18 protein-coding genes are annotated in these 21555 nt (G+C 75.5%); 5 read left to right on the forward strand and 13 right to left on the reverse strand.

Annotated features, from left to right (window positions below):
• Window positions 1-25 precede the first annotated feature (25 nt).
• Entirely contained in the window at window positions 26-859 is an 834-nt protein-coding gene (locus HZZ00_RS23665; protein ID WP_180328341.1) for a sterol desaturase family protein, read from the reverse strand.
• Window positions 856-1578 carry a FadR/GntR family transcriptional regulator gene (locus HZZ00_RS23670; RefSeq protein ID WP_180328342.1) on the reverse strand — a complete coding sequence of 241 codons (723 nt, stop codon included), beginning with the start codon at window positions 1576-1578 and terminating at the stop codon, window positions 856-858. Before HZZ00_RS23670 ends, HZZ00_RS23665 begins: the two co-directional genes overlap by 4 nt.
• Before the next feature lie 246 nt (window positions 1579-1824).
• On the opposite strand from HZZ00_RS23670, the gene HZZ00_RS23675 reads away from it, so the two are divergent.
• Genes HZZ00_RS23675 through HZZ00_RS23685 form a run of 3 tightly spaced genes read left to right on the forward strand, consistent with a single transcriptional unit; the run spans window position 1825 to window position 4586 of the window.
• Window positions 1825-2034 carry a ferredoxin gene (locus tag HZZ00_RS23675; protein ID WP_070029705.1) on the forward strand — a complete coding sequence of 70 codons (210 nt, stop codon included), beginning with the start codon at window positions 1825-1827 and terminating at the stop codon, window positions 2032-2034.
• A complete protein-coding gene (locus HZZ00_RS23680) occupies window positions 2024-3379 on the forward strand; it encodes an NAD(P)/FAD-dependent oxidoreductase (RefSeq protein WP_180328343.1) in 1356 nt (451 codons plus the stop codon). Before HZZ00_RS23675 ends, HZZ00_RS23680 begins: the two co-directional genes overlap by 11 nt.
• 25 nt (window positions 3380-3404) lie before the next feature.
• Window positions 3405-4586, forward strand: coding sequence for a cytochrome P450 (locus HZZ00_RS23685; RefSeq protein WP_180328344.1), 1182 nt, complete (start codon window positions 3405-3407; stop codon window positions 4584-4586).
• A gap of 44 nt (window positions 4587-4630) precedes the next feature.
• On the opposite strand, the gene HZZ00_RS23690 is transcribed toward HZZ00_RS23685, so the two are convergent.
• The 7 genes from HZZ00_RS23690 to HZZ00_RS23720 form a co-directional block, all read right to left on the reverse strand.
• Window positions 4631-5368 (reverse strand): thioesterase II family protein, encoded by a 738-nt coding sequence (locus tag HZZ00_RS23690; protein ID WP_180328345.1) that lies wholly within the window; start codon window positions 5366-5368, stop codon window positions 4631-4633.
• 71 nt (window positions 5369-5439) lie between these two features.
• On the reverse strand, window positions 5440-5868 hold the full coding sequence (locus HZZ00_RS23695; RefSeq protein WP_180328346.1) for a cold shock domain-containing protein: 429 nt from the start codon (window positions 5866-5868) through the stop codon (window positions 5440-5442).
• A gap of 98 nt (window positions 5869-5966) precedes the next feature.
• The gene (locus tag HZZ00_RS23700) at window positions 5967-8357 is read right to left on the reverse strand and encodes a glycoside hydrolase family 65 protein (RefSeq protein WP_374028563.1); all 2391 of its coding nucleotides are present in this window, start codon (window positions 8355-8357) and stop codon (window positions 5967-5969) included.
• 2 nt (window positions 8358-8359) lie between these two features.
• Entirely contained in the window at window positions 8360-10465 is a 2106-nt protein-coding gene (locus HZZ00_RS23705; protein WP_180328348.1) for a xanthine dehydrogenase family protein molybdopterin-binding subunit, read from the reverse strand.
• Window positions 10466-10498: 33 nt separating this feature from the next.
• Window positions 10499-11494, reverse strand: a complete 996-nt coding sequence (locus HZZ00_RS23710) for a xanthine dehydrogenase family protein subunit M (RefSeq protein WP_180328349.1) — start codon at window positions 11492-11494, stop codon at window positions 10499-10501.
• A complete protein-coding gene (locus HZZ00_RS23715) occupies window positions 11491-12030 on the reverse strand; it encodes a 2Fe-2S iron-sulfur cluster-binding protein (RefSeq protein ID WP_074994722.1) in 540 nt (179 codons plus the stop codon). Before HZZ00_RS23715 ends, HZZ00_RS23710 begins: the two co-directional genes overlap by 4 nt.
• Before the next feature lie 130 nt (window positions 12031-12160).
• Window positions 12161-14047, reverse strand: a complete 1887-nt coding sequence (locus HZZ00_RS23720) for an ABC transporter ATP-binding protein (RefSeq protein WP_180333677.1) — start codon at window positions 14045-14047, stop codon at window positions 12161-12163.
• 171 nt (window positions 14048-14218) lie between these two features.
• Here HZZ00_RS23720 and HZZ00_RS23725 point away from each other — a divergent pair, with 171 nt between their 5' ends.
• Window positions 14219-15202 carry a lysylphosphatidylglycerol synthase transmembrane domain-containing protein gene (locus HZZ00_RS23725; protein WP_180328350.1) on the forward strand — a complete coding sequence of 328 codons (984 nt, stop codon included), beginning with the start codon at window positions 14219-14221 and terminating at the stop codon, window positions 15200-15202.
• A 43-nt stretch (window positions 15203-15245) separates the two neighbouring features.
• Window positions 15246-16004, forward strand: coding sequence for a crotonase/enoyl-CoA hydratase family protein (locus HZZ00_RS23730; RefSeq protein ID WP_180328351.1), 759 nt, complete (start codon window positions 15246-15248; stop codon window positions 16002-16004).
• Between the two features lie 25 nt (window positions 16005-16029).
• On the opposite strand, the gene HZZ00_RS23735 is transcribed toward HZZ00_RS23730, so the two are convergent.
• Genes HZZ00_RS23735 through HZZ00_RS23750 form a run of 4 tightly spaced genes read right to left on the reverse strand, consistent with a single transcriptional unit; the run spans window position 16030 to window position 21553 of the window.
• Window positions 16030-17319 carry a hypothetical protein gene (locus tag HZZ00_RS23735; RefSeq protein WP_219013924.1) on the reverse strand — a complete coding sequence of 430 codons (1290 nt, stop codon included), beginning with the start codon at window positions 17317-17319 and terminating at the stop codon, window positions 16030-16032.
• Between the two features lie 39 nt (window positions 17320-17358).
• Complete coding sequence (locus HZZ00_RS23740) at window positions 17359-18591, reverse strand: FAD-dependent oxidoreductase (RefSeq protein ID WP_180328352.1); 1233 nt, start codon at window positions 18589-18591, stop codon at window positions 17359-17361.
• Window positions 18588-20126, reverse strand: coding sequence for an FAD-dependent oxidoreductase (locus tag HZZ00_RS23745; protein ID WP_180328353.1), 1539 nt, complete (start codon window positions 20124-20126; stop codon window positions 18588-18590). The genes HZZ00_RS23740 and HZZ00_RS23745 overlap by 4 nt, the downstream gene beginning before the upstream one ends.
• Window positions 20123-21553, reverse strand: a complete 1431-nt coding sequence (locus HZZ00_RS23750; protein WP_180328354.1) for an FGGY family carbohydrate kinase — start codon at window positions 21551-21553, stop codon at window positions 20123-20125. Before HZZ00_RS23750 ends, HZZ00_RS23745 begins: the two co-directional genes overlap by 4 nt.
• Between the last annotated feature and the right edge of the window lie 2 nt (window positions 21554-21555).

Genomic DNA, 21555 nt, shown 5'->3' on the forward strand with positions numbered 1-21555 from the left:
CTGTGATCTTCCCGCGCCCTCGCGGCTACCCTTTCACGCCCGGTGCCCACCCCGGCGGCCCGAAGAGGTACCCCGCGCGGTCGCGCCAGCGGCGGGCCCGGCGGACGTCCCGCCAGGCGGCCGCGTACTCGTGGAAGGCCACCCGCAGCGGGTTGTGGGTGGCGATGTTCTTCGTCAGGCCGTACACCACGCGCACGCCCTCCGGTTCGAAGGTGCCGAGGAGCCGGTCCCAGACGATGAGGATGCCGCCGTAATTGCGGTCCAGGTACACGTCGTTGGAGCCGTGGTGGACCCGGTGATGGGACGGCGTGTTGAAGAACCACTCCACCGGCCGCCACAGCCTGTCCACCCGCTCGGTGTGCAGGAAGAACTGGTAGACGAGGCTGACGGCCTGCTCGATCAGGATCATCCAGGGCGGTACGCCGAGCAGCGCCAGCGGCAGCCAGAACGGCAGGCCGGTCATCGGAGTCCAGGTCTGGCGCAGGGCGGTGGAGAGGTTGAAGCGGAGACTGGAGTGGTGCACCACATGGCTCGCCCACAGCACCCGCACCCGGTGATGGGCCCGGTGGTAGGCGTAGTAGGCCAGGTCGTCGCCGAAGAACAGCAGCAGCCACGTCCAGCCGGAGGCGGGCGAGAGGTGCCAGGGGGCCACGGTGTAAGCGGCGGCGTACACCACGATCGTCGCCACCTTCCACGGCACCGCGATGACCTGGCTGCCGGCGCCCATCGACATGCTGGTGACGGTGTCGCGCAACTCGTAGCCGCGCTCGTCGTCGTCCGGCAGGAAGCGGTAGGACAGCGCCTCGACGGCGACCAGCAGCACGAACGCCGGAATCGCGTAGACCACGGCGGGGATCATCGACGTGCCCCCTCGCACCCGCGCGGCGCGCTGGGCACGCTGCGGGTCAGCAGCTCGCGCGCCAGTTCCTCGGCCGCCGGGGCCTCGCGGGCCGCGATGTGCGCGGCCAGCCGCCGGTGTGCCTCGACGTCGAGGATCTCCGCGGCCCCGAGGTCGGCGGGCACGTCCGCGACCGGGATCATGCCGTCCACCAGGCTGTTGAAGGCCAGCAGATAGGCGATGTTGCCGGAGCCCTCGATGATCAGCCGCCACCAGGCGACATAGGTGTCGTCCAGCTCGGTCAGATCGGGGCCGGTGCGCGCGTGCCGCTCGGCGGCCGCGGTGATCTGCGCGGCGGTGTCCGCGGAGCAGCGCAGGGCGCACAGCCGGGCCGCGTCGGCGCCGATGCAGGCCCGCATCTCCAGGGCGTCGCGGGCGATGTCCTGCACGGTGGGCCCGGTGTCGGCCGCGGCGATGCCCACGGCGAGGTCGAGCCCGGCGGTGCGGCGCCAGTCCAGCACCTGGGTGCGGCCGCCGTGGCTGACCTCGACCAGCCGTGCCTGCTGGAGGCGTTTGACGGCCTCCCGTACGGCGTGCCGGTTCACCCCGAAACCGGCCGCCAGTTCCCGCTCGGGGGTGAGCGCGGCGCCGGCCGGCAGCTCGCCCCCGAGAATCCTGTCCCGCAGCAGGGCGAAGAGCTGGTCGGAGACCGCCGCACGCCGTATGTGTCCCTCAGCCATGGCGATCAGGGTGGACGCAGGTCGTGCAGTGGTCAACTGGTTGGACCAGTATTTCCGCGCCGGGCCGGTTGGATGTCTGCGTTCGTCCGGTTCCGCCAACCCGCGCGCGGCGGAAGGACGTTGGGCCCGCCTCCGGGCGCCGCCGCCCACGTGCCCGTGCGAGCCCCCCGGTCTCCCCCCATGCTGGACGTAAGACCCGGTGCCCCGGTTCGCCGGGACGGGACGGCGGAGGAGGAAGTGGTGACGATGCGGACCGTTGTCGACCTCACGCGCTGCCAGGGCTACGCACAGTGCGTGTTCCTCGCCCCGGACGTGTTCCGGCTGCACGGCGAGGAGGGCCTGCTGTACGCCCCGGCCGTCCCCGACGACCAGGTCGAACGGGTGCGCCAGGCCGCCGCGGCCTGCCCGGTGCAGGCCATCCTCCTCGGCGAGGAGGTGAGCGGCGGTGCACGGTGAGTTCACGGACGGCCGCATCGTGATCGTGGGCGCCTCGCTGGCCGGGCTGCGGGCCGCGGAGGCGCTGCGCGCGAACGGCTTCACCGGCTCGCTGACGGTGGTCGGCGACGAGCCCCACCCGCCCTACGACCGGCCGCCGCTGTCCAAGCAGGTGCTGCTGGGCATCGCCCCGGCCGACTCCACGGGCCTGCCGACGCGCCAGGACCCGAAGGCCGAGTGGCTGCTCGGGGTCCGGGCCACGGGTCTGGATCCGCTGGCCCGGCGGGTGCTGCTCGACGGCGGGGAGTCACTGCCGTACGACCGGGTGCTGATCGCCACCGGGACCCGCGCCCGGCCCTGGCCGAACCCGGCGGAGGCCGCGTTGGACGGGGTGTTCACCCTGCGCACCCGCGAGGACGCCGCAGGGCTCGCGGAGCGCCTCGACGCGGGACCGGAGCGGGTGCTGGTGATCGGCGGCGGGTTCACCGGCTCGGAGATCGCCTCGGCCTGCCGGGAGCGGGGCCTCGCGGTCACGGTCACCGAGCGCGGCCCCGCACCGCTGGTCGGCGCGCTCGGCGGGACGCTGTCCAAGCTGGCGGCGGTGATGCAGCGCAACCACGGCGTGGACCTGCGCACCGGGGCGACGGTCACCAGGCTGCTCGGCGACGGGCGCTTCACCGGCGCGGAGCTGTCCGACGGCAGCCGGGTGGACGCGGACGTGTGCGTGGTGGCGCTGGGCGCGATCCGCAACGTGGAGTGGCTGGCGGAGTCCGGTCTGGCGGCGGGCCCGCGCGGGCTGGCGTGCGACGCCGGGTGCCGGGCCTTCACCATGTACGGCATCGTGACCGACGACGTCTTCGTGGCCGGGGACGTCTCCCGCTTCCCGCATCCGCTCTTCGGCTACCAGCTGCTGTCCCTGGAGCACTGGGGCAACGCGGTCGCGCAGGCCGAGGTGGCCGCGCACAACATGGTCTCCCCGGGGCCGCTGCGCCGCCCGCACCTGTCCCTGCCGACGTTCTGGTCGACCCAGTTCGGGCTGAACATCAAGTCGGTGGGGGTGCCCACCTACTCCGACCACGTGGTCATCGCCCAGGGCTCCCTGGAGGCACGGCGGCTGGCGATGGTGTACGGCTACCGGGGCCGGGTGACGGCCGCGGTCACCGTCGACATGGCCAAGGTGCTGGAGTACTACCAGCACCTGATCGAGACGGCCGCGCCGTTCCCGCCCCCGCCGGGCGCCGCCGACCGGGCCCTCGCGGCCGAGATCCCGATCCCGTCCGACGTACCGGACCCCTCGGTGCTGTCCCACGGGCCGACGGTCGCGCTCACCGGCTACGCCCCGGACCGCCGGCTGACGGTGGTGTAGCCCGCCCCTACTTCGAGGAGCCGCCATGGACCCCGGCACCCTGCTGGCGAGGATCACCGACTACGCCAGCCGTCCCGACCCCTACCCGCTGTACGCGGAGCTGCGCGCGGCCGGGCCCGTCGTCCCGCAGGAGGACGGCAGCCTGCTGGTCGGCGGCTACCACGAGGTCGCCGCGCTGCTGCACGACCCCCGGCTCAGCGCCGATCCGCGCACCCGTGGTCTGGAGACGGCCAAGCCGCCGTTCCTGCGCCTGGACGACCCCGAGCACCATCGGCTGCGCACCCTCGCCATGCGGCCGTTCGGCCCGCCGCACACCCCGCACCGGGTGGACGGCATGCGTGCCGAGATCGACCGGATCACGGCGGAACTGCTGGAACCCTTCGAGGCGGGCGGGCGGTTCGACCTCGTGGACGACTTCGCCTACCCCCTGCCGGTCACCGTGATCTGCCGGCTGCTCGGGGTGCCGCGCGAGGACGAGCCGCTCTTCCGGGCCTGGTCGGACACGCTGGTCGCGTCGGCCGACGTACGGCCGGACGCGGACCAGGCGCCCCGCGAGGAGGCCGAGAAGGCCCGCGCGGACATGGGCGGGTACCTGGTGGGCCTGGCCGAGCAGCGCCGCGACCAGCCCACCGGCGACCTGCTGTCCGCGTTCGTCAACGAGCCCGACCCGGGGCAGCGGCTCACCCGGGAGGAACTCGCGGAGACCGCGGTGCTGCTGCTGATCGCCGGGCACGAGACGACGGTCAACCTCATCACCAACGGGGTGCTGACCCTGCTGCGCCACCCCGAGGAACTGGACCGGCTGCGCCGCACGCCCGGTCTGCTGCCCCGGGCGATCGAGGAACTGCTGCGCTACGAGCCCCCGGTCCACATGCGCGAACGCATCCCCCTGGTCGACCTCGCCGTCGCCGGCACGACCCTGCCGCAGGGCTCCTCCGTCTTCCTGGCCCTGGCCTCCGGCAACCGCGACCCCCGCCGCTTCGCCGACCCCGACCGGTTCGACCCGACCCGCCCCGACAACCAGCACCTCGGCTTCGGCACGGGCATCCACCTCTGCTACGGCGCCCCGCTCGCCCGCATCGAGGCCCACTCGGCCCTGTCCGCCCTGCTCCCCCGCCTGGCCACGGCCCAGCTGGCGGAGGACCCGCCGCCGTACCGGCAGAACGCGATGCTGCGGGGACCGCGCCACCTCCCGCTCAGGCTCTGACGGCAGGAGCGCGGCGCGGGTGCGGTCCCGGCCGTCGCCGCCGCTCAGCCCGTGAGGATCTCGGACAGTTCGACGATGTGGTCCGTGAGGTAGAAGTGGCCGCCGGAGAAGACCTTGAGGTCGAAGGGGCCGGTGGTGTGTTCGCGCCAGGCGTGGGCCTCCTCGGGGGTGACCCGCGGGTCGCGGTCCCCGGTGAGGACCGTCAGGGGGGCCTCGACGACGGCGTCGGCGGGGGCCCGGTAGGTCTCGATGGCGGTGTAGTCGCTGCGCAGGGCCGGCAGGATCATCCGCAGCAGGTCCTCGTCGCCCAGCAACCGCGGGTCCGTGCCGCTCAGTTTGCGCATCTCCTCGATGAGGCCGTCGTCGTCGCGCAGGTGCACGTTCTCGCAGGCGTACGCGGAGGGCGCGCGCCGCGCGGAGGCGAAGAGGTGCGCGGGGCCCTCGCCGTCGCGTTCGAAGCGGCGGGCGACCTCGAAGGCGACGATGGACCCCATGCTGTGCCCGAAGAAGGTCAGCGGACGGTCCGCGTAGGGCCGCAGCGCCTCGTACGCCTGGTCCGCCAGCTCGGCGATGGTCTCGATGCCCTTCTCCTCGTACCGGTCCTGCCGGCCCGGGTACTGGAGCACGAGCACGTCCGCCGCGCCGCGCAGCGCGGTGGCCAGGGGGAAGTAGAAGGTCGCCGAGCCGCCGGCGTGCGGGAAGCACACCACCCGGGCGGACGTGGGCGGTACGGGGTGGAAGCGGCGCACCCACAGGTCGCCGGTCGGGAAGGCTGTCGTCATGGCGTCATCCAGGGTTCGTCGATACCGGACGGGGGCGCCGACGCGCCGTCTGCGATCATGCGGCCCCGCGGTCAGGTCGTCAACCACCCCTTGGTCCGGGCCAGTTCGACCACCCGCTCCCGGACCTGGCGGATCTGCGCGGCCGTGAGGGAGTCGACCGACGTGACCAGCAGTTCCGTGAGCTCGGTGCGGAAGCGGGCGGCGCCGGTGCCCTCGCCGGCCGGTGCGCCGGTGCGTTCGGCGGTGGTGCCGTCGGAGAAGACGGGGCGGCCGGGCAGGCGGTTCGGCAAGGGCTGGTGGATCAACCGGATCTGCGAGGCCTTCGGGCCCTTCTCGCCCATCTCCATGTGGAACTCGACCTCGCTGCCCTCGTGGTAGAGGTACTTCTCGTCGAGCAGGTCGTTGGCGTGCATGAAGACGTCCTCGCCGGGCTCGGCCGGGGCGATGAACCCGTATCCGCGGACCTCGTCGAAACGCAGCACCTTGCCGGTCATCAGCACGGCCCACCCACCTCCAGCACCGACCCAACGGTAACGGAGGCGAACTTACACAGCTTCGGGCACGGATACGACCCCGTGGACCGCGGTGCGCCCGCCGCTCACTCCGGCAGCACCAGCCGCACCGTCCGCCCCGGCCGCACGGTCACCACCCGGTCCGGCAGCCGCACGTCGACGGGCTCCCCGTCGGAGTCGGGCACGGCGATCTCCAGTTGCCCGCGGGTCAGCCGGACGCCGATCCCCCAGTGGCCGAGGTAGCGGACGGAGAAGCCGTAGGAGGAGACCGGCGGGAGCGGCACCGGGTCCAGCCAGAGGGCGCCGTGGCGGGTCTCCAGGCCGGTCAGTGCGCGCTGCACGAGGTCGAGGGTGCCCGCCATCGCGCCGAGGTGGATGCCCTCCCCGGTGGTGCCGCCCTGGACGTCGGCGATGTCGCCGCGCAGCGTCTCCTGGACGAACCGCCACGCGTCGGCGCGGCGGGCGCGCGCCAGGATCCAGCCGTGGACGAGGCCGCTGAGGGTGGAGCCGTGACTGGTGCGGCCCAGGTAGTGGTCGACGGTCGCGGACCAGGTGGTTTCGTCGACGTGCTGCCCCAACCGGGCGAAGAGGGCGGCGAGTTCGCGGGGCGCGAAGAGGTAGCCGAGCATCAGGACGTCGGCCTGCTTGGAGGCCCGGTACCGGTTGGGGGTGTCGCCCTCGGCCTCCAGGATGCGGTCCAGACGCCGGATGTCGCCGTACCGCTCGCGGTAGGCGCCCCAGTCGAGTTCGGCGAGGTCGCCGTAGCCCTCGAACTGGCTGATCACCCCCTCGTGGCGGGGCACGTGGAGAGTGCGTGAGACCTCGTCCCAGCGCGCCGTCTCGTCGGCGTCGAGGGCGAGGCGCTCGGCGAGTTCGCGGCGGCGCGGCTCGGGCAGCACGCGCAGCAGGTCCAGGGCACGGGCGAGCACCCAGGCCGCGGTGACGTTGGTGTACGTGTTGTCGTCCAGGCCGGGCCGCTCCGCGCCGGGATAGGCGTCGTGGTACTCGTCGGGGCCGACGACGCCCCGGATGCGGTGCCGGCCGAGGTGGGCGTCGTACTCCGCCGAGTCGGCCCAGAAGCGGGCGATCTGGAGCAGCATCTCGGCGCCCTCGCCGTCGCGGAAGGCGGTGTCGCCGGTGGCCTCGCAGTACTGCCACACGTTGTACGCCACCGCGGAGCCGACGTGGTGCTGGAGGCGGGAGTTGTCGGGCAGCCAGCGGCCCGAGCGGGGGTTGAGGTGGAACCGCTGGGTCTCCTCGTGGCCGTCGCTGCCGCTCTGCCAGGGGTAGCAGGCGCCGCGCCGGCCGAGGCGGTCCGCCTCGCGCCGGGCCGCGTCCAGCCGGCGGTGCCGGTAGCGCAGCAGGCCCCGGGAGACCTCGGGCAGGTGCAGGTTGAGGTAGGGCAGGACGAAGAGTTCGTCCCAGAAGACATGACCGCGGTAGGCCTCGCCGTGCAGTCCGCGCGCGGGGACCCCGACGTCCAGGTCCGCGGTGTGCGGGGAGAGCGTCTGGAGCACGTGGAAGAGGTGCAGGCGCAGGATGGTCCCGGCCTCGCCGGGCACGTCGAGCAGGGTGCGCCGCCACAGCCGGCCCCAGGCGGCCCGGTGGGAGCCGAGCAGGGCGTCGAACCCGGGGGCGGTGGCCAGCCGGTCGAGGGCCGCGCGCAGCGGGTCGCCGATGGCCGGGTCGTGGGAGGTGTGCAGGGCGACGGTCTTGTCGATGGTGCGGGTGCGGCCGGGCGGGCAGGTGAGCCGCACCGTCTGCACCGCGCGCCGGGGTTCGGCGGCGGCGGTCGCCGGGGCGTTCGCGGTGAGCCGCCCGGCGAGGGCGATCCGGATGTCCGAGGTGCGGGTGCGGCAGTCCAGCCACACGGTGTCCCGGGTGGCCGTGCCGGTGCGCACCTCGGTGAGGTGGCGGCCGTCGAGGTCGCGGTAGCGGGCGACGCCGCGGTTGGTGACGTCCCCGTCGAGCGCGGCCTCGACCTCCAGTTCCGCGCCCGCCTCGCCCTCGGCGGTGAACTCCGTGCGCAGCGCGGCGAGATGGGGGTCGCCCAGGTGGACCAGCCGCAGCTGGCGCACGACGAGGGAGCCGCTCGGGCCCAGCGGGTAGCGGGTGCGGCGCTCCAGCAGGCCGGGACCGAGGTGCAGGGTCAGGTGGTGTTCGGCGACCGGGGTGGTGTCGGGGGTGAGCCAGCCCTCCACGCCGTCCGCCGGCCGGGCGCACGGACGGAAGCGCAGCGGCAGCCAGTTGGGCAGGTTGACCATGTCCTCGTTCTCGACGCGGCGGCCCGCGACCTCGGAGGTGAGCCGGTTGTAGCAGCCGGCGGCGTAGGTGCCGGGGTAGTGGACGTCGTCGGCGGCGCACTCGGGCAGCGCCCCCCGGGTGGCGAAGTAGCCGTTGCCCAGGGCGCACAGGGACTCCCGCAGGCGTTCCCCCGCGGGCTGGTAGCCGTCGTACTCCCAGGTCGCCCCGGCCACCGTCACCCCGCGGACAGCAGGCCGGGGAGTATCCGGTCGGGGGTGAGGGGCAGTTCGCGGCAGCGGACGCCGGTGGCGTGGTGGACGGCGTTGCCGATGGCGGCGGCGGTGCCGACGATGCCGATCTCACCGATGCCCTTGCTGCCCATGGGGTTGAGGTGGGTGTCGTCCTCGTCGATCCAGTGGGCCTCGACGGCGGGTACGTCGGCGTTCGCGGGCACGTGGTAGGAGGCGAGGTCGGACTCGGGGAAGTCGCCGAACGCGGGGTCCAGGGTGCTGTGTTCGGTGAGGGCCATGCCCAGGCCCATGATCATGGCGCCGGTGAACTGGGAGCGCGCGGTGCGGGCGTTGAGGATGTGGCCGGCGGCGAAGACGCCGAGCAGCCGGCGCACCCGGACCTCGCCGGTGACGGTGTCGACGGCGACCTCGGCGAAGTGGGCGCCGAACGCGTGCCGGGCGTAGGGGACCTCGGCGTCGGCCCGGCCCGTGGTGTCGGCGCGGGCTTCGATGCCTTCGGCGGGCAACGGGCCGGTGTGCGCGGCGAGTCGGGCCGCGAGGTCGGCGCACGCGTCGTGCACGGCCCAGCCCCAGGAGGCGGTGCCCATGGAGCCGCCCGCCAGCGGGGCGGGGGGCAGGTCGCTGTGCCCGATCTCGATGCGGACCCGCTCCAGCGGGGTGCCGAGGGCGTCGGCGGCCACTTGGGCGAGGACGGTGCGGGCGCCGGTCCCGATGTCGGTGGCGTTGGTCCGCACGGTGAAGGTGCCGTCGGGCAGGGCGCGGGCGGCGGCGGTGGCCGGGCCGGCGGAGGCGGGGTAGGTGGCGGCGGCGACTCCGGTGCCGAGCAGCCAGGGCCCCTCGCGGCGGGCGCGCGGGCGCGGGTCGCGCTCGTCCCAGCCGAACCGGCGGGCGCCCTCGCGCAGGCACTGCACCAGGTGCCGGCTGCTGAACGGCCTGCCGGTGCCCGGCTCGTGCTCCGGTTCGTTGCGGATGCGCAGCTGGACCGGGTCCATGCCCAGCGCCCCGGCGAGTTCGTCCATGGCGGACTCCAGGGCGTACATGCCGGGCGACTCGCCGGGGGCCCGCATCCAGGACGGGCTCGGCACGTCGAGCGCCACCGCGCGGTGCACGGTGAGCAGGTTCGGGGTGGCGTACATGACGCGGGCGGGCACGGCGGCCTGCTCCACGAACTCCCTCACCCGCGAGGTGTGGGTGGTCACCTCGTGCAGCAGCGCGGTCAGCCGGCCGTCGGGTTCGGCGGCCAGGCGCAGCCGGTGCAGGGTGGGGGCGCGGTGGCCGACGACGGTGGGCAGGTACCGGCGGGGGTAGGCGAGGGTGACCGGGCGGGCGGTGCGCAGGGCGGCCATCGCGGCGAGGACGAGGTCGGGGCGCGGGGTGCCCTTGGAGCCGAAGCCGCCGCCGACGTGCTCGCTGACCACCGTGACCCGGTCCTCGGGCAGTTCGAAGAGCCGGGCGAGCACGGACCGTGCCGTCGTACCGCCCTGGGTGGAGGTGTACACGGTGAGCCGGTCGTCGTCCCACCGGGCGGTGGTGGTGTGCGGCTCCATGGGGTGGTTGTGCAGCGGCGGCACCCGGTAGACGACGTCGACGCCGGTGCCGGCGGCGGCGAAGGCGCCCTCCGGGTCGCCGTGTTCGACGCGGCCGGGCTGGCCCGCGTTGGCCTCCTCCGGCTCGTAGCTCTCCGGGTGGTCCATGGTGAGGGTGAGGTCGGCGGGCTCGGCGTCGTAGTCGACGCGCACCAGCCGGGCGGCGGCCCGGGCGGTCTCCAGGGTTTCGGCGACGACCAGGGCGACGCACCAGCCGCGGTGCGGCACGTCCGGGTCCTGGAGCACGGCGAGGGTGGCGTCCTCGGGTTCGGCGAGCCGGGGCGCGTCGCCGGGGGTGAGGACAGCGAGGACGCCGGGTTCGGCACGGGCGGCGGAGGTGTCCACGGCGGTGACCCGGCCGCGGGCCACGGCCGCGGGCACGGGCCAGGCGTGGGCGCGGCCGGACAGCGGGTGCTCGGCGGCGTAGCGGGCGGCGCCGGTGACCTTCTGCCGCCCCTCCAGGCGCTCGGCGGGGGCGCCGAGGACGGTGCCGGTGCGGGGCATGGGGTCTCCTCCTGGTAACCGGGGGCGGGCGGGTCAGGCCACGGCGGGGGCCGGGGTGAGGCGGTCGAGGACGTCGAGGGCGAGGTTGCGGGCGAGGGGCACCTTGTAGGCGTTGTCGCGCAGCGGGCGCGCGTCGGCCAGTTCGAGGTCGACGGCGCGTTCCAGGGCGGCCGGGGTGGGGGCCGCGCCGCGCAGCGCCTCCTCGGCGCGCCGGGCCCGCCAGGGCTTGTGCGCGAGCCCGCCGAAGGCCAGGCCGATCTGCTGGATCGCGCCGTCCGCGAGGCGCAGGACGACGGCCACGGAGGCGAGGGCGAAGGCGTACGACGCCCGGTCCCGGGCCTTGCGGTAGGCGGAGGGCAGTGAGGCGGTGGCGGCCGGCAGCAGCACGCCGGTGATGATCTCTCCGGGGCGGATCTCGGTGTCCCGTTCGGGGTGCTCGCCCGGCAGCCGGTGGAAGTCGGCGACGGGCAGGCGGCGGGCGCCGTCGAGGCCGTACAGCTCGACTTCGGCGTCGAGGGCGGCGAGGGCGACGGCCATGTCGGAGGGGTGGGTGGCGATGCAGTGGTCGGACCGGCCGAGTACGGCGTGGTCGCGGTGGACGCCTTCGAGCGCGCCGCAGCCGGTGCCGGGCTCGCGTTTGTTGCAGGGCTTGGACAGGTCCTGGAAGTAGGGGCAGCGGGTGCGCTGGAGGAGGTTTCCGCCGGTGGTGGCGGCGTTGCGGAGCTGGCCGGAGGCACCGGCGAGGAGGGCCTGGGACAGCGCCGGGTAGCGGTCGCGGACGCGCGGGTCGGCGGCGAGGTCGCTGTTGCGGACGGTGGCGCCGGCCCGCAGGGCGCCGTCGGGCAGTTCCTCGACGGCGCCCAGTGGCAGCCGGCCCACGTCGATGAGGACGGCGGGGCGTTCCACGCCGAGTTTCATCAGGTCGACCAGGTTGGTGCCGCCGGCCAGGTAGCGGGCGCCGGGGTGGGCGGCGTACGCCTCCACGGCCTCCTGGAGGCTGTCCGGCCTGAGGTAGGCGAAGCCGTTCACCGGATCACGTCCTCCACCGCCTCGACGATGCCCGGGTAGGCGCCGCAACGGCACAGGTTGCCGCTCATGCGCTCGCGGATCTCGGGCCGGTCCAGCGGCACCGGGCGGCCGGAGGGGGCCGCGGGGTCGGTGACGTGGGAGGGGTGGCCGGCCGCGGCCTCGGCGAGCATGCCGACGGCGGAGCAGAGCTGGCCGGGGGTGCAGTAGCCGCACTGGAAGGCGTCGCGGTCGAGGAAGGCCCGCTGCAACGGATGGGGTTCCTCGCCGTCGCCGCCCAGCCCCTCCACGGTGGTGACCTCGCCGCCGTCGAGGCTCACCGCGAGCAGCAGGCAGCTGTTGAGGCGGCGTCCGTCGACCAGCACGGTGCAGGCCCCGCACTGCCCGTGGTCGCAGCCCTTCTTGGCGCCGGTGAGATCCAGGTCCTCGCGGAGCAGGTCCAGCAGGACGCGGCGGTGGTCGACGTACAGGGTGTGGGGCTTGCCGTTCACCCGAAGGGTGATCTCCGATCCCGGAGCCGTTGCGTTTTCGCTGGTCATGACGTGGGGCCTTCCGGACGGGCCGTGCTGCCGGGTGATGCCGTGGGGTCCGCGTATCCAGGTTGGCGGCGCCTCACACGTACGGACCCGGCAGTCGTCCGGCCGGCCGCCGCCGCGGGCGGTGGCGCGGTCAGGCCGCGCCCACCGGGGCCCCGTCGTCGTCGCGCTGGGCGAACTGGGTGCGGTACAGCTCGGCGTACCGGCCGTCCGCGGCGAGGAGCCTGTCGTGGGTGCCGCGTTCCACGACGGTGCCGGACTCGATCACCAGGATCTGGTCGGCGGCGCGGACCGTGGACAGCCGGTGGGCGATGACCACGGCGGTACGGCCGTCCAGGGCCTCGGCCAGCGCCTCCTGGACGGCCGCCTCGGAGGTGTTGTCCAGGTGGGCGGTGGCCTCGTCGAGGATGACGACGCGCTGGCGGGCCAGCAGCAGCCGGGCGATGGTCATCCGCTGGCGCTCGCCTCCGGAGAGCCGGTAGCCGCGTTCGCCGACCACCGTGTCCAGGCCGTCCGGCAGGGACCGTACGACCTCGGCGAGGCGGGCGCGGCCGAGGGCGTCCCACAGTTCGTCGTCCCCGGCGTCCGGGCGGGCCAGCAGCAGGTTGGCGCGGACCGTGTCGTGGAAGAGGTGGCCGTCCTGGGTGACCATGCCGACGGTGGCCCGCAGCGAGGCCGCCGTCAGGTCGCGCACGTCCACCCCGCCCACCCGGACGGCGCCCGCGTCGACGTCGTACAGGCGCGGCAGCAGCTGGGCGATGGTGGACTTCCCGGCGCCGGAGGAGCCGACCAGGGCGACGGTCTGGCCGGGTTCGGCGCGGAAGGAGATGCCGTGCAGGACCTCGGTGCCGCCGCGGGTGTCGAGTGCGGCGACCTCCTCCAGGGAGGCGAGGGAGACCTGGTCGGCGGCCGGGTAGGCGAAGCGGACCGCGTCGAACTCGACGGCGACCGGGCCCTCGGGGACCTCGACGGCGTCCGGGCGCTCCTCGATCAGCGGTTTGAGGTCGAGCACCTCGAAGACCCGCTCGAAGCTGACGAGCGCGCTCATCACCTCCACCCGGGCCCCGGCGAGCGCGGTGAGCGGGGCGTAGAGCCGGGTCAGCAGCAGGGCCAGGGAGACGATCGCGCCGGGCTCCAGGGTGCCGCGCAGCGCGAACCAGCCGCCGAGTCCGTAGACCAGGGCCAGGGCGAGGGCGGAGACGAGGGTGAGGGAGGTGATGAACACCGACTGGGCGGTGGCGGTGCGCACCCCGATGTCGCGGACCCGGGCGGCTCGGGCGGCGAACTCCGCCGACTCCTCCTGCGGGCGGCCGAACAGCTTGACCAGGGTGGCGCCGGGCGCGGAGAACCGTTCGGTCATCCGGGTGCCCATGGCCGCGTTCAGCGCCGCCGCCTCGCGCTGCATCCGGGCCATCCGGCCGCCCATCCGGCGGGCGGGCAGTACGAAGACGGGCAGCAGCACCAGCGCGAGCAGGGTGATCTGCCAGGACAGGGTGAGCATGACGGCGAGCGTGAGCAGCAGGGTGACCAGGTTGGTGACCACGCCGGAGAGGGTGTTGGCGAAGGCCCGCTGGGCGCCGATCACATCGTTGTTGAGGCGGCTGACGAGCGCTCCGGTGCGGGTCCGGGTGAAGAAGGCGACGGGCATGCGCTGCACATGGTCGAACACCGCCGTCCTGAGGTCGAGGATGAGTCCCTCGCCGAGCGTCGCCGACAGCCGCCGGCCGAGGATGCCGAGCCCGGCCTCGGCGACGGCGACCAGCGCGATCAGCAGGGAGAGGCGGACGACGGTGCCCGGGTCGTGCCCGGACACGATCGCGTCCACGACGCGGCCGGCGAGCACCGGGGTCGCCACCGCGAGCAGCGCGGTCACCACCCCGAGCAGCACGAACCGGACGATGCCGGCGCGGTGCGGCCGGGCGAAGGCGGCGATGCGGCGCAGCGTGGCGCGGGCGAGGGGACGGCGGTCCGCCTGCGCGTACATCACGCTGTGCAGCTGGGTCCATGCGGTGGTCTCCATGCTCATGAGGAAAACGTAGAACCTCAAGCTTCATCGAGGTCAATGTCCGCGGCCTTTCACCCGTACCGGCCGCGGCGACGGCCGCCGCGGACCTCGGCGACCACCCCCGGTAAGCCGCCGTCCGCGACGGCGCCACCCGCTGTTGGGGCGGCCGGGCGAACCTGTGTCGATGTGACCGCCGTTCCGCTCCCTCCGACTCCCCGGCCGTCCCGGGTACGGCTCCCGCGCCGGGTGCCCGTGCGCCGGCTGCTGTGCGTGGTCCCGCTGCTGCTCGTCGTGCCGGCCGCCGTGCGCGACCGCGCGCTGCTCGCCGAGGGCTTCGCCCAACTGCGCACCGCGTCCTGGCCCTGGCTGCTCGCGGCGGCCGGCGCCACCTGTCTGACCTGGGTGGCGGCGGCCGTCACCCGGCAGGGGGCGGTGGTCCAGCCGCTGCCGAAGGGCCGGTTGCTGGCCACCCAGTTCGCGGCGGCCTCGGCCAATCACCTGCTGCCCACCGGGCTCGGCGCGGGCGCGGTGAACCTGCGGTTCATGACCGTGTGCGGGGTGCCCCCGGCCCGCTCCTCGGCGGCGCTCGCGCTGTATCTGCTCGCGGAGGGCGCGGGCCGGCTCGGGCTGCTGGCCGTCCTGCTGCTGGTGTTCCCGGACGCGCTGCGCCTGCGCCCGCTGCTGCCGGACGGTTCGGCGCCGCCGCTGCTGTGGGCCGCGGCCGGGGCGCTGGTCGCGGCGGTGGCCGTGGGCGCGCTGGTGCGGCCGGTGCGCGCCCGCGTGTCCGCGTACCTCCAGGACGCCCTGGACGAGGCGCGTTCGGTGCACACCCGGCCGGCCCGTGCGCTCGCCCTGTGGGGCGGCTCGCTGGCCTTCCCCGCGCTCCAGGCGGTGGGGCTCGCGGCGGTCGGGCAGGCGCTGCGGCTGCCGGTGCCGCCCGCCCACATCGCGCTCGCCTACCTCGCGGCGACGGTCGCGGTGGCCCTGGTGCCCACTCCAGGCGGGATCGGCTCGGTCGAGGCGGCGCTGATCGTGGCCCTGGTCGCGGTCGGCGGTCCGGCGGCCCTGGCCACGGCGGTGGTGCTGGCCTACCGGATCATCACCGTGTGGCTGCCGCTGCTGCCGGGGGCGCTCACGCTGGGGGCACTGGTGCGGCTGAAGGTCATCTGAGGCAGAGTGACCCTCCCAGCCGCCTGGAGAGGGAGTGCCCGTCGTGCCGGTCCGCGTGGAGCGCAAGGAGTACGTCACCACCGTCGTCCTGTCCCGGCCCGAGGCCCGCAACGCGGTGGACGGCCCCACGGCCGCCGGACTCGCTGACGCCTTCCGGGAGTTCGAGGCGGACGAGGACGCGCGGGTGGCGGTGCTGTGGGGTGAGGGCGGCACGTTCTGCGCGGGTGCCGATCTGAAGGCGATCGGCACCGAGCGGGGCAACCGGGTGGCCGAGGACGGCGACGGGCCGATGGGCCCGACCCGGCTGCGGCTGTCCAAGCCGGTGATCGCGGCCGTCGCCGGGCATGCGGTGGCGGGCGGCCTGGAGCTCGCCCTGTGGTGCGATCTGCGGGTGGCCGAGGAGGACGCGGTGTTCGGCGTGTTCTGCCGCCGCTGGGGTGTGCCGCTGATCGACGGCGGCACCGTGCGGCTGCCCCGGCTGATCGGCACCAGCCGGGCCATGGACATGATCCTGACCGGCCGTGCGGTGCCGGCCCACGAGGCGTACGCGATGGGGCTCGCCAACCGTGTGGTGCCGGCCGGCACCGCCCGCGCCGAGGCGGAGGAGCTGGCCGCCGGGATCGCCCGCTTCCCGCAGCCGTGTCTGCGCGGCGACCGTGCCTCGGTCCTCGGCCAGGAGGGCCTGCCCGAGGAGGCGGCGCTGCGCGCCGAACTGCGGCACGGAACGGGCGTGCTGGCCGAGGGCGTGGAGGGCGCCGCCCGGTTCGCGTCGGGGGCGGGGCGGCACGGTTCGTTCGACTGAGCGCCCCGCCCGCGCCCCCTTCCGGTCACTCCTCGGGGAGCCCGGCGTAGGCCCGCAGCGCGTCGCGCGGCACGGGCAGCCCCCAGGAGCGGACGATGCTCCAGAGGTTCGCCCACTGCCAGGTGTCCTTGTCGAGCCCGGCGAGGGCCCGGACCAGGCGGCGCTGGGGCTCGGTCAGCGCGGCGAAGGCGCCGGGGCCGTCCGGGCCGGGTTCGCCGAAGGCCAGCCGCAGCGCGGCCGAGGCGACGGCGAAGCTCGCCGGGCCGGTGGTGGCGGCGAGGGCGCCGGTGACCGCGTCCAGGGCCTCGGTCGGGAAGCGGTCGGCGAGCAGGGTGAGGGAAGCGGCGGAGTAGCCGCGCAGGTCGCCCTCGTGGAAGGGCACGTGCGGCATGTCGGTCCCCGACTCCTCGGCGACGGCCGCGAGTTCGGCCGGCACCCGCGGGCACACCGCCCCCTCGGCCCCCGTGGCGCCGAGGCGGGCCAGCGCCGTGGCGGCGGCCCAGCGCACCACCGGTTCGCCGGCGGTGAGGAACGGCCGCAGCCGGGCCACCGCCTCCGCCCCGCTCGCGCCCTCGCGGTCACGGTCGCCGGCGTGGTCGCCGTCGCCGAGCAGTCCGACGGCGACCAGAGCGGTGGCCAGGACCGCGGGCTCGTCCTCCTCGTCCGGCAGCGCGAGCAATCGCGGCAGGCTGTCCCCGGCCGACTCCGGGAACCAGGCCGACAGATACGCCGTGGCCGCCCGCACGGCCGGGTCCGGGTCGCCCAGCAGGGGGAGCAGCGCCGGTATCTCGCCGCGCACCGCGTCGTAGGCGGCCAGTTCCGCCGACATGGCCGCCAGGTGCCCGTCGTGGTCGTACATGTCGCGGCGGAACTCGCGCATCCGCCGGTCCTTGTCGTCGGTCGCCGCCTCGACCCAGGCGTCGTACTCGGCGCGGACCGCCGTCGGGTCCTGGGCGCGGGCCTTCTCGGCCTCGGCCCGCCAGTCGGCCACCGCGACGCCGCCGGGCAGATGCGCCTCGTCGTAGCCGATGGCGAGGGCGGCCAGCAGTTCCAGGAGCGCGGCCCGGTCGGGCAGCGCGGGGTCCGCCGCCATGCGGGCCAGGAACGGCACCGCGGCGGCCGTCGCCGGGTACCGGCTGCCCTGGTGGAAGATGTTGCCGTACAGCTCGTGCAGGGCCTTGTGGCGCTGCCGCGCGTCCGGGGAGCACAGGTCGCGCAGCAGTCCGGGCAGGTCGTCGGCGGGGCCGTAGGCGTGTGTCAGCGCGGACCAGTCGACGGTGTCGAGGCCGGACGGTGCGGTGTTGATCTCGGTCACGCCGGAACTGTCGCACACGGCACCGACAACGCGTCCGGCTCAGCCGGCGCTCACCCGTACCGGACCGCCGCCGGGGTCGACGCGCTCGTGCCAGCCGGTGCCGAGCGTCAGGGTGCGGTGGGGCCGGGCGGTGCCGGGGCCGAGGCGGGCCCGGTGCAGCAGGCGGCCGTCCTGGTGGACGTGGAGGACGGGGCGGGGCAACGGGGCGTCGGTGCGCAGCACATGGGGCGCGGGCCGGGCGCCGGGGGTGAGGCGGTTGGGGGCGATCCAGCGCAGCGGCGCCTCGACGGTGACCGGGATACCGGGCCCCGGCCAGGGGGTGCCCGCCAGGAAGCCGAGGACGGCACCGGCCGCCCTGGCCCCCTCGCGGGCGGCGGTCGCGGCGGGCTCGACGGCGTGCAGGAGGTTGCCGGCGGCGAAGACGCCGGGGCGCGAGGTGTGCAGGGCGGTGCCGACGGCCGGGCCGCGGGTGCCGGGGTCGAGGTCGAGGGCGCCGCGCCGGGCGAGTTCGTGGTCCGGGACGAAGTCGCCGGTGAACACAACCGTGTCGCAGGGCAGTACGGCGGTGCGGCCGTCCCGGTGGCGGACGCGGACGCCCGACAGCCGTCCGTGGCCGAGGAGTTCGGTGACGGTGGTGCCGTTGAGCAGGGGGAGGCGGTGGGCCGGCCGGACCGTCCGCGCGAGGGTGCGCCGGGTACGGGCGCGGGGGTCCTCGGTGACCAGGGCGACGACCTCGGCACCGGCCGCGCGGACCGTCGCGGCCGCCGCGTAGGAGACGTCCTGCGCGCCGACCACCACCGCGCGCGTGCCGATGTGCTGCCCGAACAGGTGGACCGCCTGCTGGAGTTCGCCGGTGGTGTAGACGCCGGCGGGCCGGGTGCCGGGCACCAGGCGGGCCGCGCGGGGGCGTTCGCGGGCCCCGGTGGCCAGGACGACGGCGCGGGCCGCGACGGCCTCCGGTCCCCCGGGCCCCACGGTCAGCAGGACGTTCTCGCCGTCCGCCCAGTCGAGCACGCTCACCCGGGTGCGGAGCACGGCGCCCGACCGCCGGGCCGCCTGGGTGAGCAGGCGGGCGTACGCGGGGCCGGTCAGCGGGCGGGTCCAGGTGCCGAAGCCGCCGTGGGCGCAGTACCGGGGCACTCCCCCGGGCATGGCCTCCCGCTCCAGTACCTCGACCCGGCCGGCCCCGGCGGCGGCGAGCCGGGCCGCCGCGGTGAGACCGGCGGGCCCGGCCCCGACCACGAGGACGTCGACGCGTCGGGCGTCCGTCATGCGCGTTCCCCTTTCCACCGCCGTTCCAGCAGCTCCCGGACGGCCGCTCCGCAGTAGAAGCCCTGGCAGCGGCCCGCCCCGGCCCGGGTGCGGCGGCGCAGGGCGTCCCGGGTGCGCGGCGGCAGGGGGCCGGCGAGGGCGTCGCGGATCTCGCCGAGGGAGACCCGCTCGCAGTGGCAGACGAGGGTGCCGTAGGCGGGGTCGGCGGCGACGAGGCCGGCGCGCTGGTGGGGGCGCGGGGAGGTCTCGCCGAGGTTGGGCATGCGCACCGGGTCGAGGTCCCGCTCGGGTCCGAGGTCGAGCCCGGACGCGGCGAGCAGGCCGGTGACATGGGCCGCGATCGCCAGGGAGGCGGTCAGTCCGGTGGAGCGGATGCCGCCGACGGTGACGTACGACAGTTCGGGGTGGGCGGCGATCCGGTAGTCCTCCTGTCCGGTGGCCGCGCGCAGCCCGGCGTACACGGCGGTGACCTCCTCGTCGAGGAGGTCGGGCAGGACGCGGCGGCCCTTCTCCCGGAGCAGGGCGATGCCCTCGGCGGTGGAGCCGGTGTCCCGCTTGTCGTCCAGGTCCTCGGCGGTGGGGCCGAGCAGCACGTTGCCGTGCACGGTGGGCGCGACCAGCACCCCCTTGCCGAGTGCGGTGGGCACCGGCAGCAGGATGTGCCGGACCAGCGGTCGGGCGAACTTGTCGAAGACGAGGAGCTGGCCGCGGCGCGGGGTGACGGTGAAGTCGTCGCGGCCGAGCCGCCGGTCGAGGGTGTCGGCGCCCAGCCCGGCCGCGTTGACGAGGTGGCGGGCGCGCAGCGTGCCGCGGGAGGTGTGCAGGAGGTGGCCTTCCCCGTCCCGGCCGACCTGCCCGACAGCGGTGTTCAGGTGGAGTTCGACACCGGCGCGGACGGCCTGGGTGGCGTAGGCCAGGGTGGTGGTCCAGGGGCAGATGACGCTCTCGCCGGGAATGTGCAGGGCGCCCAGCGCGCCGGGACCGAGGCGCGGCTCGCGGGCGTACAGCTCCTCCCGGTCCAGCCGGCGGGCGTCCGTGCAGGAGTTGAGTCCGGCCTTCTCGGCCAGCCCGGGCAGGGCGGCCAGTTGCTCCTCGTCCCAGGCGACGAGCAGCGCGCCGACGTGTTCGACGGGGATGCCGGACTCGGCGGCGTAGGCGGCCAGCCGGGCCCGGCCCGCACGCACGAGCCGGGCCTCCAGGGTGCCGGGGACGGCATCGAAACCGGTGTGCAGGATCGCGGTGTTGGCCTTGGAGGTGCCCTGGCCCACGTCGTCCTGCGCCTCGACCAGGGCGACGCTCAGACGTGGGTGGCGGGCGAGCTCGCGGGCGATGGCGCAGCCGACGACTCCGGCGCCGACGACCACGACGTCGTACGACCGCCGGGGCAGCGGGCCTTCGACGGTGACCGTCGGCAGTGGACCCGAAGCGGCCGCCGCCGGCGGCGGGGCGTCGGCACCGGTGCCGGCCCCCGGCCGTGGTTCCCGGTCCCCGCGCACCGGGCGCGCGGGCCGCGGTCCGTTCCCGGTGCCCGTCATGAGCCGGGCAGGGCGGCGACGGCGGCGCGGAAGCGGGCGCGGTGTTCGGCCGCCCGGTCGGCCGGGATGCGGGGCTCGTACACCGCGGCGGGTCGCCATTCCGGCAGGGCCTGGTCGGCGCCGAGCGCGGGGTCGGTGCCGAGGCGGGCGAGGGCGGCGGCGCCGAGCGCCGTGGCGTCGGGCAGCGCGGACACCTCGACGGGGCGTTGCAGCAGGTCGGCCTGGGTCTGCATGAGCAGCGCGGAGCGGGTGAGGCCGCCGTCGACGCGCAGGGCGGTCAGGGGGGTGCCGAGGTCGGCGGCGGCCGCGTCGGCGAGTTCGGCGACCTGGGCGGCGATGCCCTCGCACAGGGCGCGCACCAGGTGGCCCGCCGTGGTGTCGAGGCCGAGCCCGGTCAGCGAGCCGCGCAGCTCGCCGCGCCACCAGGGGGCGGCGAGTCCGGCGAGGGCGGGCACGAAGGTGACGCCGCCGCTGTCGGGGACGGTGCCGCCGACCGGGTCCAGGTCGGCGGCGGAGCCGATGACGCCGAGACCGGCGAGCCAGCGGACGGCGGAGGCGGCCGTGTACACCTGGCCGTCCAGGCAGTAGCTGGTGGTGCCGGCGAGCCGCCAGGCCACGCAGCTGACCAGGCCCGAGCCGCCGCGCCGGGGGCGTTCGCCCGTGTGGGCGAGCAGGAAGGCACCGGTGCCGTAGGTGCACTTGGCGGCGCCGGGGGCGGTGAGGCGCTGGGCGAGCAGGGCGGCCTGCTGGTCCACGATCAGCCCGGTGAGGGGGATCTCCGGGCCGAACGCCCTGGTGGTCCCCACGGGTTGGGCGACGTCGGTGATCTCCGGGAGGTGTTCGCCGGCCAGGCCGTACAGGTCGAGGGCGCGGGACGACCACCGGACGCGGTCGAGGTCGAGGAGCTGGGTGCGGCCGGCGGTGGCGGCGTCGGTGACGAAGGCGCCGGTGAGGCGGTGCACCAGCCAGGCGTCCGAGGTGGTGACGACGCCCTCGCGGGTGAGGTGACGGCGGATCCAGGCCATCTTGGGCGCGGCGAAGTACGGGTCCAGGGGCAGTCCGGTCAGCTGCCGCAACTCGTCCGCGTGATCGCCCAGTTGCGCGCAGACGGTCTCGGCGCGGCGGTCCTGCCAGACCAGGGCGTCGGTGAGCGGGCGGCCGGTGGCCGGGTCCCAGGCGAGGACGGTCTCGCCCTGGTTGGCCACCCCCAGCGCCACGACGTCCGTTCCCGCCTCGGCGAGCGCGCGCCGCCCGGCGGCGAGCACCGAGCCGTACAGCTCCTCCGGGTCCGCCTCGACCAGTCCGCCGGGGCGGTGACGGGGGCGGACCTCGGCGTATCCGGTGCCGAGGACACCGCGCTCCGGGCAGACCACGAGGGCCTTGGTGCCGGAGGTGCCCTGGTCGACGGCGAGCACCGGTCCGGTCATCG

Source organism: Streptomyces sp. NEAU-sy36 (assembly GCF_013423905.1).
Taxonomy (GTDB): Bacteria; Actinomycetota; Actinomycetes; order Streptomycetales; family Streptomycetaceae; genus Streptomyces; species Streptomyces misionensis.